Below are 12,771 nucleotides of genomic sequence, written 5' to 3'. Positions count from 1 at the left end.
CCCATGCGGCTAACGCCGTTCAATGTCTGGGCGCGATGGATGAAGCGCCGACTGCCGACCTCCCTGTGGGGGCGTTCGCTGCTGATCATCATCATTCCGGTGCTGATCATGCAGGGCGCAGTCACCTTCGTCTTTTTCGATGCCCACTGGCAGAAGGTCACCTCGCGCCTGTCCGAAGGGCTGGCGGGTGATGTGGCATGGGCAGCAGAGTCCTATCAGGATGATCCTACGCCTGAAAATCTGGCCATCATCATGGATCGCGCCCAGCGCAACATGCAGTTGTCCATCGCCTTTCAGGAAGCCAGAACCCTGCCCGAAGAGTCGTCCCGCGGTGCGCTTGGCGTCGTGGACCGCACTCTCGAGGCCGCGCTGAAATCGCGTCTGGACCAGCCCTTCTGGTACGACACCACCCGCTATCCGGCCTATGTCGATATCCGCGTTCAGGAACCGGACGGCGTGCTGCGCATCATCGCCCCGCGCGAACGGGCCGTCGCCACACAGGCGCACATCTTTGTGCTGTGGTTGATGATCGCCACCGCGCTGTTGCTGGCGGTTGCGGTGATCTTTATCCGCAATCAGGTGCGCTCCATCGAGCGTCTGGCCGCCGCCGCCGAGGCCTTTGGCCGTGGCGAGGCCGTGCCGCGCTTCAAGCCCAACGGGGCCCGCGAGGTCCGCGCCGCTGCGCAGGCATTCCTTGATATGCGCGAGCGTATCCAGCGCCATATCGACCAGCGCACGGCCATGCTAGCCTCGGTCAGCCATGACCTGCGCACGCCCCTGACCCGTCTTCGTCTGGAACTGGCTCTGGCCCCGCCGTTCAAACGCGCCGAGTCCATGCGTCAGGACATGGACGAGATGGAGCATATGATCGACGAATATCTGGCCTTTGCCCGTGGCGAGGCGGGAGAGCCGACCCAGAGCGTCAATATCCGCAATATTCTTGAAAAAGCCGCCGAGGATGCCCGCCGTGCCGGTGCCGAGGTCGAGGTGATTGCCCCCGACGATCTGAGCATCGCCCTGCGCCCGATGGCCTTCCGTCGCGCCTTGAACAATCTGGCGGGCAATGCGGCCAGCCATGGCGAGAAGGTGCGCCTTTCGGCGCGCGACCTGCCGTCCGGTGGCGTGGAGATCATTATCGAGGATGACGGCCCCGGCATTCCCGACGATATGCACGAGGAAGCTTTCCGCCCCTTCTCGCGTCTTGATCCATCGCGCAGCCAGAACCGCAAGGGTGTCGGACTGGGCATGGCCATTGCCCGCGATGTGGCCCGTGGCCACGGCGGAGACATTACTCTGGGCCGCAGTGATCTGGGGGGCCTGAAAGCCAGTATCCGTCTGCCCGCTGGCAAGGAATAATTGCCACATCCCCCTAGCGAAACAATCCGATTTACACCATGTTTACAGCGTTCCAGGGGGGCCTGGACAATAGGAGTGATCACATGCGTTCAATCGCTAAAATGACACTGATGGCTTCGGCCCTGTCGCTCGTGACAGCCACTGCCGCACTGGCCCAGCCTGCGGCCATCAATGTTTCGATCAGCCCGGCCTTTGCAGCAGATGCGGCCAAGCTGGGCGAACGTGACGTCAATGAACAGATTGCCGATCTGACCCGTCAGGTCGAGCGGACCCTGAACAGTCGCGATGCACTGGACGGTGCCGTCATTAATCTGGTCATCACGGACCTGCAACCGAACCGCCCGACCATGCAGCAACTGACTGATCGCCCGGGTCTGGATAGCATGCGCAGCGTGTCGATCGGCGGTGCCGCCATCGAAGGCGATGTCACGCTGGCCGATGGCACCAAGCAGGACGTGAAGTTCCAATACTACACGCCCAATATCCGCGATGCTGTGGGTACAGCCACCTGGACAGATGCCGGCCGCGCCTATGACCGACTGGCCCGCAATCTGGCCGAGGGGCGTTACATTACCCGCTAAGCTCGGTTGATTTATCGACCGCTGCCTTTACGGCGCCTTTGACCGGACGGTCGAGGGCGCCGTTTTCGTTCAGCACCACAAGTCCGGCCTGTGTCACGCCGCCCGGCGAGGCCACACGGTCGATCAGGGTATCCAGAGCTTCATCACCCACGACGCCCGCCGCTGCCGAACGCAGGGTCGCCCGCGCCAGCTTCATCGCTACGTCTTCGGGCAGGCCCTCGGCCACGCCCGCCTGTGCCAACGCACGCGTAAAGGCAAAGAAATAGGCCGGACCACAGCCCGACACCGCCGTCGCGGCATGCATCAGGTCTTCGGAGGTCAGCACAGCCGTCTCGGCCATCGGCGCGAACAGGGACAGGCCCGTATCCAGTGCCGCCTTGTGCGACGACCACAGGCTGGCCACGCCCTGCCCTTGCGCTACGCCCGTCGTCGGCATGACGCGCACGACGGAGCGGCCTTCAAAGCCTTGGGAAATGGTTGCCTCGGGAACGCCCGCCATGACCGACACGATCACAGCATCCTTGCTCAGGTGCGCCAGTACCGGCTGGCTGGCCTCGGCCCATTTGGCGGGCTTTACGCCGATCACAAACGCCTTGGCATCTGCCAGAGCGTCGAGCGGCGGATTGATGCGAGCCCCCAGTGCGCGGGCCTTTTCGGCGACCGGCTTTTCACTGGGGGTCAGGATAATCAGGTCTTTGGGATCAACCGCGCCCGTCAACAGCCACCCTTCAAGGATTGCAGACCCCAGACGACCCACCCCTTGAAGAACAACTGTATTAGACATTTTAGGCGTTACCCACGGTTTCAAACAGACAGGCATCGATGGCTTCCTGCGGCTTTTTGGAGCCACGGGACATAAAGTCGAATGCCGGATAATAACGGTCAGCAGCCTCGACGGCCGCATCAATCATGGAGGCCGCCTGTGCCAGTGTCGGGCGCTCGCCATGCGGCAGGGCCAGAGCGTGACGGAAGACGATCTCGCCCTCGTCCGGCCAGATCTCGAAATGGCCCAGCCATGTGCGCTGGTTGATCATCGAAGCCAGCTCATAGGCGGCTGTGCGACGGGTCTTGGAGACACGCAGGTCCAGAGCGAGGCACAGTTGCAAACAGTCGCCCTCGGGACGCCATGCAAACCACAACTCGTAGTCTTTCCAACTCCCGGCCAAAGCAAAAGCCAGATCGCCTTCATCCGTACGGTCGAACGGCAGGTTCTCCGCAACAAGAACGTGTTCGACCACGTCCAGCGGATCAAAAGGCAGTTCGACCTCGTCGGGTCTAGCAGCATCCATCAGGGCTTCAACTTCTCATACTTGGGCGACTCAACTGCACCGCCAAGGCAACGGTAGGCGTGTTCTGAGATTCGGCTCAACAGAGCGAATCTTACGACTCTGTGGACGGGTTGTTATTGTTGCCCTTCAAAGCCGCGATTTCGGCGCGCAAGGCGGTAATTTCGGCTTTCAGGACATCGAACTCGTCGCGACGCACCAGATCCATCTCGGCAACAAGGCGATCAGCCTGTGCGCGCCATGCGGTTTTCGCCTCTTCGCCAGCCGCCTGGGCAAGACCCATAGCGCCTGTTGTCATCTTGGCGATTTCATCGAGGATTGGATTACGGGTTTGCATCAAAGGCCTCCCATCCGGTCGGGTTAACAAAAGCTCACCCGATTTGGTGAACGAAACCTTTCAATCTGCTGCTTCGCTGCTTTTCACAAGCCGAATGACAAATTTCGAAGTTTTATAGAAAACCTGTCGAAAGCCTAGAATTTCAAGCCGTTCGCGATGCAGAGCGATGGTTTGACGCGCTTGCCGCCACGTACGGGCGACGTGTATTCTTTGACTTGCTATAGAGGTCATCCAGATCCAGCAGGAGCCACCCCCTTTGCCCTTCCCCGAATTCGATCCGGTCCTGATCCATCTCGGCCCCTTGCCGATCCGCTGGTACGCGCTGGCCTATATTGCCGGTATCACGCTGGGCTGGTGGTATGCGGCCAGACTGGTCAAGACTCCGCGCCTGTGGGCCGGTGGCAAGCCGCCGATCACAGGGCCGCAACTGGATGATCTGGTGTTCTGGCTGGTGCTGGGTGTGATCCTTGGCGGGCGCCTCGGCTATGCGCTCTTTTACCAACCGCAACTGTTCGGCCAGATATTCACCGGCAGTTCCATCGGCGAGCGTCTGGAACTTCTCCAGATGTGGACCGGCGGCATGAGTTTCCACGGCGGCTTCCTCGGCGTGGTGGTCGCAGCCATCATCTTTGCATGGAAGAAGGGCATTAACCCGCTCAGCCTCGGCGATGTGATTGCGCCTGTGGCCCCGATCGGTCTTCTGTTTGGCCGCCTCGCCAACTTTATCAATGGCGAGCTGTGGGGCCGCGAGACGACGGTGCCGTGGGCCATCCGTTTCTGTAACGACAAGATTCTCGAAACCTATGGCTACTGCCCTGCTGGCGATGTGCCGCGTCACCCCAGCCAGCTTTATGAAGCGGGCCTTGAAGGGCTGTTGCTACTGATCGTCATGGGCGTGGCCATTTGGGCCTTTGGCGCGCTCAAGCGTCCGGGTCTGGTTATGGGCCTGTTCCTTGTCGGTTATGGCCTGTCGCGGGCCGCGCTGGAAAATGTGCGACAGCCCGACGCCCATCTGTCGAACCTGCCCTTCGGTCTGACCATGGGGATGATCCTGTCTGTTCCGATGGCGCTGGCCGGTATCTATCTGATCGTTCGCGCCCTCAAACGTCCCGCCCTTCAGGCCTAAAGGGCTTAAGGATCTGAGCTATGAGTGACAGCCTAAAAGACAGACTGGTCAGGGAAATCCTCCTGACCGGACCTATGACCGTTGCCGATTATGTGACCCGCTGTCTGCATGACCCCAAGGGCGGCTATTACGCCACCCGGCCGGCTCTGGGCGAGCGCGGCGACTTCATCACCGCCCCGATGGTCAGCCAGATGTTCGGCGAACTGATCGGCCTGTGGGCGGTCGAGACATGGCAACGTCTGGGGGCCCCTGAAAAGGTGCGTCTGGTCGAGGTCGGCCCCGGCGACGGCACCTTGATGAGCGATGCCCTGCGTGCCGCCCGTCTGGCCCCCGCCTTCCTCGAAGCCGCCGAACTGATCTTGATCGAGCCTAGCCAGCCCCTGCGCCGCGAACAGGAAAAGCGTCTGGCCGATCACGACCTGTCGCCCCGTTGGGTCCGGAGTCTCAATCAGGTCGAAACCGACGCCCCCGTCATCCTGATCGCCAACGAAGTGCTGGACTGCCTGCCCGCGCGTCAGTTCGTGCGCACCGAAGGCGGTTGGGCCGAGCGCCGCATCGGGGTGAATGATGCCAATGAGCTGATCTTTGGCCTGACCGCCATCAATGACGGTTTCGATGCGCCGGACATGGATATCGAGGTCGGTCAGGTTCTGGAGATTTCCGAACAACAGGCCGGTTTTGCCCGCGATGTGGCCACCCTGATCGCGCAAGCTTCAGGCGCAGCCCTGTTGATCGACTATGGCCGTGCCAAGCCCGAGGCAGGCGATACCCTGCAAGCGTTGAAGCGCCACACCAAGGTTGGTCCTCTGGACGAGCCGGGCGAAGCGGACCTGACGCAATGGGCCGACTTTCCGCTGGTGCAGGAAGCCGCTGTGCGTAGCGGTGCGGACGTCACCGGCTGCATCACACAGGCCCAGCTTCTGGGCCGTCTCGGCATCGAGCATCGCGCCGCCAGTCTGGCCCGCGCCCGCCCCGAGGCCGAGCCTGTCATCCGCCGCCAATTCGAGCGCCTGACCAGCCATGACCAGATGGGCGAACTGTTCAAGGCAGCGGCGATCTTCTCTCCGCGCAGCCTGATCGTACCGGGATTTGAAGCATGACCCCCCTCACCCATCCCCTGCTCGACAAGGCCGGTATCAAGCACGGCTTCTTCACGCGTGAGGGCGGCGTATCGGAGGGCCTGTATGCGGGCCTGAACTGCGGCGTCGGCTCCAAAGATGATCCGGCCAAGGTGTTCGAGAACCGCCGCCGTGTGGCCGAATGGTTTGGCCGCAGCAGCGATGACCTGTGCGGCTGTTACCAAGTCCACTCGGCCATTGCCGTGGTGGCCGAGGATGGCTGGCGGGGCGAACGCCCCGAAGGCGATGCCGTCGTTACCAATGTGCGCGGCCCTGTGGCCACTGTACTGACCGCCGACTGCGCGCCCATCCTGTTTGCGGATGCCGAGGCCGGTATCGTCGCCACCGCCCATGCGGGCTGGAAAGGGGCGCTGGGCGGTATCATCGCCGCCACTGTCGAGGCCATGCGCGTACTGGGCGCAGACCCGCGCCGCATCAGCGCCGTGGTCGGCCCCTGCATCTCGCAAAGATCCTATGAGGTCGGTGCCGACTATCAGGCTCGCTTTGCCGCTGAAGCCGCTGGTAGCGAGCGTTTTTTTGCCGAGGGCAGCAGCGCCGACAAGCGCCAATTCGACCTGCCCGGTTTTGTTCTGTGGCGTCTGGAACAGGCCGGCGTGGCCGATGCCGCATGGACCGGCCACGACACCCGCACAGACGAGGCCCTGTTCTATTCCAACCGCCGTGCCTTCCTGAATGGCGAACCGGACTTTGGCCGCCTGATCGGGGCCATCAGCCTGACCTGACAAAAAGGCCCGCCGGTTCACACCGGCGGGCCTTTTCAAATCTTGGGGAACAGTTGGCTTAGCCTGCCATCGCCATCTGCGGCACCTTGGTGGTGACGCGCCATGCCTTGGGGTTGGCCAACAGGGCGCGAACCAGCTTGTTGTTCAACTGGTGACCGGCCTTATAGCCTTCATAGCGGCCCATCAGCGGCGCACCCAGCACATACAGGTCGCCAATGGCGTCCAGTGCCTTGTGGCGCACAAACTCGCGCTCCATGCGCAAACCGCCCGGATTGAGGATTTCCTCGCCGTCGATAACAACCGCATTTTCCAGCGAACCGCCACGGGCCAGACCGGCCTGACGCAGGGCCTCGACCTCATGGGCGAAACCAAAGGTACGGGCCGACATAATCTCGTTGCGGAAGGTGTCTTCGTTGACCACGAAATCCACCACCTGATTACCGATCACCGCCGTATCGAAGTCGATCTCGAAACGCATTTCGAAACGATCGCACGGCAGCAGGGTGGCGTGCTTGTCGCCCTCTTCCACGCGGATCGGTTCCAGAATCTCGATAAACTGGCGCGGCTGTTCCTGACGACGGAAACCGGCACGATCCAGCAGTTGCACGAACGGCAGGGCCGAACCGTCAAGGATCGGCAATTCCGGCCCGTCCACCTCGATCACGGCATTGGAAATGCCCAGAGCCGACAGAGCCGCCATCAGGTGCTCGATGGTCGACAGACGGACATCGGACGAATTGGCGATCATGGTGTTCAGGCGCGCATCAACCACGGCATCACCCGAGACGGGGATACGGTTGTCACGATCCTTGATGTCCGTACGGACAAACACAATCCCCTGCCCTGCCGCAGCGGGGCGCACCATCAAACGCACACGACGACCGGTATGGACGCCGACACCCGCACAGATGGCAGGGGCGATGATTGTATGCTCGAAGGGGTCGTTAAAGACCGTCACGCTTGGACTCACCACTACGCGCACCGCGAACGGACTACGCTGGAAGGTGGCATTTAACCAAACCTTGGCCAGTACGAAATGAAAGTCGAGTTTCGGATTGTTTCGAAATCACGACAGTCCGAAACACAGCCACACCGTTTCTGCGCATGAAAAAAGCCCCGCATTTCTGCGGGGCTTTAATCTTGTTATCGCTAGGCCTTAGTTGGCCAGACGACGCAGGAAGGACGGGATTTCCAGATCGTCGTCATCGGCGTAACCGCGCTGCTGGTCTTGAACCTGCGGCTGGACCGACTGGGTCTGGCGCAGTTGCTGGGTCGTGCGGTTCGAAGACGGCGGCGGTGCATAGGTCGGCTGCTGCGGCTGGGCGCGACGGCGACCAAACAGCGACCAGCCACTGCGGCGGTGCGAGTCTTCGTAATATTCTTCGCGCGGCTCCTCGACCGGTGCCTTCGGCTCCGGACGGCGCGGTTCGCGCTCGGCATACAGGTCACCCTGTTCCTGCTGGGCGGCGGTACCACGATGGTTGGTTTCGAACTCCTCGACCCAGGGATCGACGATCGGATCAAGATTACGAGGCGCGTCATGGATGACCGGCTCGGGCGCACGCGCCACTTGTGGCTCGACCTGCGGAGCCGCAACCGGCTCGATGCGGACTTCGTTGCGCGGTGCCGGAGCAGCCGGTTGTTCCGGCTGGCGACGGTTCAGGGTCGAGGCAACCGGCTCGATCTGCTGGATCGAAGCTTCGTCCATACCGGTGGCAACCACCGAGACGCGGATCTTGCCTTCCAGTGCCGGATCGAAGGCAGCACCGAAGATGATGTTGGCATCGCCATCGACTTCTGCGGCGATAGCGTTGGCAGCCTCGTCCACTTCCAGCAGGGTCATGTCCATGCCGCCGGTGATGTTGACCAGAACGGCCTTGGCACCTTGCAGGCTGGTTTCATCCAGAAGCGGGTTGGCGATAGCATTCTGCGCGGCAAGCAGGGCGCGGTCGTCGCCCGTGGCTTCGCCAGTGCCCATCATGGCCTTGCCCATCTCGCTCATGACGGCGCGAACGTCGGCAAAGTCGAGGTTGATCAGGCCCGGCAGGATCATCAGGTCGGTAATCGAGCGCACGCCCGAGTGCAGCACCTGATCCGCCATCTGGAAGGCGTCTGCGAAGGTGGTGCGTTCGTTGGCGACGCGGAAAAGGTTCTGGTTCGGAATGACGATCAGGGTATCGACATAGCGTTGCAGCTCGGCGATGCCCGCATCGGCCAAGCGCATACGATGACGGCCTTCGAAGGTGAAAGGCTTGGTCACAACGCCAACGGTCAGGATGCCGCGATCACGCGCGCATTTGGCGATGACTGGAGCCGCACCGGTACCCGTACCACCGCCCATACCGGCAGTGATGAAGACCATGTGCGCGCCTTCGAGGTGCGCGTGGATTTCGTCAGCCGACTCTTCGGCGGCATTCATGCCGACTTCAGGGTGAGCGCCCGCGCCCAGGCCTTGGGTGATCGTGTCACCCAGCTGGATACGGCGGTCGGTTTTGGCGAAGCTGAGATGCTGGGCATCTGTGTTGGCACAAACGAATTCGACGCCTTCCAGCCCCGAGTCGATCATGTTGTTGACAGCGTTACCACCTGCACCACCGACACCGAACACGACGATACGCGGCTTCAATTCTACGGCTTGTGGCTTAACCAGCGAGAGAGACATTAGTTTCCGACCTTCCGACCCTGCCCATTAGACCCAACACAACCCCCGCCGAATCGCATTGGTTATGAGCGGGTTAATAAAACACCCGACATCGTTAACGGACTATTACCGATCTATATATGAGTCGACGTTCTTGAAAGCCCTCTGAGTGCATGTTTTTGTACTTAAGGTTGCTTTTTACTCCCTAGTGACTCTCGGCCACCTCATACAGGTCTGCGTTGCCCTCACCGGACCATGCCGCCCCTCCCCCGATCCATTCTGAACAAAAATAAAGGGCGGCAGTTTGCACTGCCGCCCCCAGTCTTTGTTCCTGAATAAGATCAGAAAGTTTTGCCGAAGCTGATCGACATACGACGACCCCGCATGTCGTAACCATTCAGTGCAGCATTACCCATACGGAACATGCCAGCACCCACGGTCGGCGGAGCCTTGTCCCAAATGTTCTGCATACCAACCGTCATGTTCCAACCGTCACCGCGATAGCGAACGGAGGCAGAGTGGTTGTCATGCAACGGGGTGCGAAGCACATAACGCGAGCAATACGAGTTAGGCTGCGTACAATCGTTACTGTTAATGCCACCCGGAAGGTTAGCATACTTCGAGTTAGCGAATATATCGCCACCATTCTTATCTACGTCCGAAGAACGACCGATGAAGGTGATGCCGTAGTAGTAACCCCAGTTACCGCGATCAAGGTTGAAAGCCAACTGACCCGTATAGCGTGGACCATTATAGTTGAAGCTGTTGCCAAGATAATCGGTCGTTACACCGTCGAATGTTTCGCTGTCTTCCATCTTGTAGCTGTTTTGCGACGAGATGGTCATACGCCCCAGATTCAGGAGATCAAAGGACCAGTTCAGAGAGACATCGATACCGCGATAGTTTTGCTCGGCAACGTTGACATAGGCGTCATTAACGCTGGCAAGCTTGCCATCATCACTGGCACCTGGATTACGCGTGCGCTGATACAGCGAGCAGTAACCCGAATCCAGCGTACCTGCCGTCGACTGTTCGTAGCAACGCTCGATGATCGCGCTAGCCCCCAGACGGGACACAGCGTCCTCGATCTTGAACTCCCAATAATCGATGGCGATGTTCAAGCCCGATACACCAGCGAACTGAGGTTGCAAGATCAGACCGACGCTGAAGCTTTCGGCAGTTTCCGCTTCCAGCAAGTCACGACCGCCGACTGTAGCAACAGCAACACTGGAACCACCCGTTGTGATGGAAGCGTTGTCCAAAATACAGCCCGCCAGGATCTTGGGATCCAGGGAGTTAGCTTCGGTATAATCATAGCACGGGTCGGCAGAAGATTGAGCTGAGTAGCCGATTTGCGCGCCAAGGAACTGCTCATACAGAGCCGGAGCGCGGAACGACGTGCCATAGCTGGAACGCAGACGTACGGACGGAGTCATCTGCCAGTTTACGCCAGCCTTGTAGGTTAGGCTGTCGCCGTACGAATCGTAATCCGAATAGCGGCCCGATACGTTCAAGCTCAAGTTTTGAGCAAACGGTACGTCGCGCAGAAGCGGCAGATCGAATTCTGCGAATACTTCTTTGACGGTATCATCGCCCTTGGTTTGGCCTGCTGTCGAGTACAGGGCAACGTTGCGGTTACGCGCTTGCTCGCCCGGCAGATCGTCCAGTTTTTCTTGACGGATTTGCGCACCAAATGCCGCGCCGACCGGACCAGCAGGCAGGTTGAACAATTCCGGCGTCGAAATCACGGCTTCTACGTAGGCGTGATCGTAACGCGTAGTGTGATCTTCGTTAAAGAAGAGGAAGTTGCGTTCTGCGTCGGTGAAATTACCCGTCAGAACACGCTCGTCCGTCCAGGCCAAACCATTCGGCAGGTCTGCACAGCTGAAGTTCGAGACGTTACCACCAGCCGGATTTTGCTCACACGCAACATCCGGGCTCGAGACAGCCAGCAAGCGATCTAGATAGATACGTGGGCCATTATTATAAACGGCATCCGACAGTGTGTACTGGCCGTATACGTCCCAGTCCCACTTACCCAGATTACCCTTCAAACCAAGGATGCCACGATAGTAGTCGATGTCCTGGAACGAGCTTGATTCATAGATGCCGACCGGCTGGATACGCTGACCAAACGGGTTGTTCGGGTTCGTAGCAGCGACAGCATTATCTGCACCATAAAGGGTGCTGAGCTGAGCGAAGGACGGGAAAACCTGACCTACGCCGATCTGGCTCGATTTACGCTTGTTGTAGAGGAGTTCACCGTAAACTTCGACATTCTCCGTCAGTTTATAGCCGCCGGTGAAATATGCAGAATAGCGCTCTTGCGGAGAAACGATTGTCGAGTTTTGGTAGTAGTCGTTATCCGATGGCGTATACAAGTAGGTGTCAGGGTAACCTGCACGGTTGAAGCGAGCCCAGCCAGCAATCGCAGAGTTATTGCCTTCTGCCGCAGTCGGGTATTGATAACCCGGTTGCGTGCGCACAAGGCTCATAGGCGTATCAAGAAGAGAAACATAATTGCTGTTAAGGTTGTAACACTTGTAGTCGCCAGTATTCGGATCGATGTAGTCCTGACGCTCGCCAGTGCGCGGATCGAACGTATAATCCGTCGTACAGCTGGTATAGTCGCGGTCCCTACGGAGCTGCGCCTTAGATTCCAAGTATTCAACGCTGACGTTTGCATAACCGCGATCAAATACGCGACCGAAAGCGCCATCCAGACGCACCTGCTCGCCACCACCATCAAATGGTGCGGCATAGAATGCGTTCATGCGAGCGCCATCCAAATCGGTGCGAGTGATGATGTTGATAACACCCGCCACTGCGTCCGAACCGTAGATGGACGAAGCACCGTCCTTGAGGATTTCGGTACGTTCAACCATCGAACCTGGGATCACGCCAAGATCGAAAGCCTGAACCTGACCACGCGTGCCCGACGGGCCGGCGCGACGGCCATTCAAGATGGTCAGCGTACGCTGCGGGCCCGCGCCGCGCAGTGCCACCGACTGAGTACCCCCACCGCCTGCGGTCACGAAGCCCGTGAGCTGGTCATTCAACTGGAACGACGCCAGCGCCAGGGTCGATTGCAGGATGGTCTGAGCGACATCAGGCTGACCACGCAACTCGGCTTCAGCGCTCGTGAGCACCTGAACCGGCGATGCACTGGTGAATTCCTTGTTGCGAATCCGCGAACCGGTAACAACGATCTGTTGAACCTCAGTTGCCTGGCTCTGCGAGTTCTCTTGAGTGCTTTGCGTGCTCTCAGTTTGAGCGATCGCGCCCGTTGCCAGCATCGTGCTGGCAAACATGCTCGTGCAGAGCAATAATTTGCGATTGACAGCCATTTAGCGCCATCCCCTCCAATTAAGGTAACTTCTATGTTTCCAAATTCAGAAACAATTTCCCTCTCTTGAAATCGCATACCCACACTCACCGAGCAACATTCGTGACGCAAATAAGGCAAAATACGCCATATTGTTACAGAATTGACACGCGCTTTTTTCTAAAAATCTTAAGCACACTGGCTATTAAGTGTGCTTAAGCGAACACTTCTGCCACAAAGAAAATGTCGTAAATGCGG

11 protein-coding genes are annotated in these 12,771 nt (G+C 59.4%); 5 read left to right on the top strand and 6 right to left on the bottom strand.

Features of this window, described 5'->3' with window-relative positions; translation table 11 throughout:
* The first annotated feature begins 3 nt into the window (after window positions 1–3).
* Window positions 4–1,356 (top strand): ATP-binding protein, encoded by a 1,353-nt coding sequence (locus tag FHS64_RS05520; protein ID WP_167176639.1) that lies wholly within the window; start codon window positions 4–6, stop codon window positions 1,354–1,356.
* 83 nt (window positions 1,357–1,439) lie between these two features.
* Window positions 1,440–1,937: a hypothetical protein gene (locus tag FHS64_RS05515; protein WP_167176637.1), complete on the top strand. Its 498-nt coding sequence runs from the start codon at window positions 1,440–1,442 to the stop codon at window positions 1,935–1,937.
* Here FHS64_RS05515 and FHS64_RS05510 read toward each other — a convergent pair.
* The 3 genes from FHS64_RS05510 to FHS64_RS05500 all read right to left on the bottom strand — a co-directional run bounded on the left by FHS64_RS05510 (window position 1,927) and on the right by FHS64_RS05500 (window position 3,560).
* Entirely contained in the window at window positions 1,927–2,721 is a 795-nt protein-coding gene (locus FHS64_RS05510) for a pyrroline-5-carboxylate reductase family protein (RefSeq protein WP_167176635.1), read from the bottom strand. The genes FHS64_RS05515 and FHS64_RS05510 overlap by 11 nt on opposite strands.
* 1 nt (window position 2,722) lies before the next feature.
* Window positions 2,723–3,226, bottom strand: coding sequence for a type III secretion system chaperone family protein (locus FHS64_RS05505; protein WP_167176633.1), 504 nt, complete (start codon window positions 3,224–3,226; stop codon window positions 2,723–2,725).
* Between the two features lie 91 nt (window positions 3,227–3,317).
* A complete protein-coding gene (locus FHS64_RS05500) occupies window positions 3,318–3,560 on the bottom strand; it encodes an accessory factor UbiK family protein (protein WP_167176631.1) in 243 nt (80 codons plus the stop codon).
* A 256-nt stretch (window positions 3,561–3,816) separates the two neighbouring features.
* Here FHS64_RS05500 and lgt point away from each other — a divergent pair, with 256 nt between their 5' ends.
* Genes lgt through pgeF form a run of 3 tightly spaced genes read left to right on the top strand, consistent with a single transcriptional unit; the run spans window position 3,817 to window position 6,547 of the window.
* Window positions 3,817–4,686 (top strand): prolipoprotein diacylglyceryl transferase, encoded by an 870-nt coding sequence (gene lgt / locus FHS64_RS05495; RefSeq protein WP_167176629.1) that lies wholly within the window; start codon window positions 3,817–3,819, stop codon window positions 4,684–4,686.
* A 20-nt stretch (window positions 4,687–4,706) separates the two neighbouring features.
* Window positions 4,707–5,786, top strand: a complete 1,080-nt coding sequence (locus FHS64_RS05490) for a class I SAM-dependent methyltransferase (protein WP_167176627.1) — start codon at window positions 4,707–4,709, stop codon at window positions 5,784–5,786.
* Complete coding sequence (pgeF, locus tag FHS64_RS05485) at window positions 5,783–6,547, top strand: peptidoglycan editing factor PgeF (RefSeq protein ID WP_167176625.1); 765 nt, start codon at window positions 5,783–5,785, stop codon at window positions 6,545–6,547. The genes FHS64_RS05490 and pgeF overlap by 4 nt, the downstream gene beginning before the upstream one ends.
* 58 nt (window positions 6,548–6,605) lie before the next feature.
* Here pgeF and lpxC read toward each other — a convergent pair whose 3' ends face one another.
* The 3 genes from lpxC to FHS64_RS05470 form a co-directional block, all read right to left on the bottom strand.
* On the bottom strand, window positions 6,606–7,505 hold the full coding sequence (lpxC, locus tag FHS64_RS05480; protein ID WP_167177691.1) for a UDP-3-O-acyl-N-acetylglucosamine deacetylase: 900 nt from the start codon (window positions 7,503–7,505) through the stop codon (window positions 6,606–6,608).
* 198 nt (window positions 7,506–7,703) lie between these two features.
* A complete protein-coding gene (ftsZ, locus tag FHS64_RS05475; RefSeq protein ID WP_167176623.1) occupies window positions 7,704–9,209 on the bottom strand; it encodes a cell division protein FtsZ in 1,506 nt (501 codons plus the stop codon).
* 320 nt (window positions 9,210–9,529) lie between these two features.
* Complete coding sequence (locus FHS64_RS05470; protein ID WP_167176621.1) at window positions 9,530–12,535, bottom strand: TonB-dependent receptor plug domain-containing protein; 3,006 nt, start codon at window positions 12,533–12,535, stop codon at window positions 9,530–9,532.
* Window positions 12,536–12,771 lie beyond the last annotated feature (236 nt).

The sequence above is a fragment of the Brevundimonas terrae genome (assembly GCF_011761985.1).
GTDB lineage: Bacteria > Pseudomonadota > Alphaproteobacteria > Caulobacterales > Caulobacteraceae > Brevundimonas > Brevundimonas terrae.
Note: the sequence above shows the minus strand (reverse complement) of the source record. Positions and strands in the feature narration are given on the sequence as shown.

Bases quoted from the DNA above. Each gene is read 5' to 3' on its own strand.
- FHS64_RS05520 (WP_167176639.1), top strand. From the start codon at position 4: ATGCGGCTAACGCCGTTCAATGTCTGGGCGCGATGGATGAAGCGCCGA.
- FHS64_RS05515 (WP_167176637.1), top strand. From the start codon at position 1,440: ATGCGTTCAATCGCTAAAATGACACTGATGGCTTCGGCCCTGTCGCTC.
- FHS64_RS05510 (WP_167176635.1), bottom strand. From the start codon at position 2,721: ATGTCTAATACAGTTGTTCTTCAAGGGGTGGGTCGTCTGGGGTCTGCA.
- FHS64_RS05505 (WP_167176633.1), bottom strand. From the start codon at position 3,226: ATGGATGCTGCTAGACCCGACGAGGTCGAACTGCCTTTTGATCCGCTG.
- FHS64_RS05500 (WP_167176631.1), bottom strand. From the start codon at position 3,560: ATGCAAACCCGTAATCCAATCCTCGATGAAATCGCCAAGATGACAACA.
- FHS64_RS05490 (WP_167176627.1), top strand. From the start codon at position 4,707: ATGAGTGACAGCCTAAAAGACAGACTGGTCAGGGAAATCCTCCTGACC.
- pgeF (WP_167176625.1), top strand. From the start codon at position 5,783: ATGACCCCCCTCACCCATCCCCTGCTCGACAAGGCCGGTATCAAGCAC.
- ftsZ (WP_167176623.1), bottom strand. From the start codon at position 9,209: ATGTCTCTCTCGCTGGTTAAGCCACAAGCCGTAGAATTGAAGCCGCGT.
- FHS64_RS05470 (WP_167176621.1), bottom strand. From the start codon at position 12,535: ATGGCTGTCAATCGCAAATTATTGCTCTGCACGAGCATGTTTGCCAGC.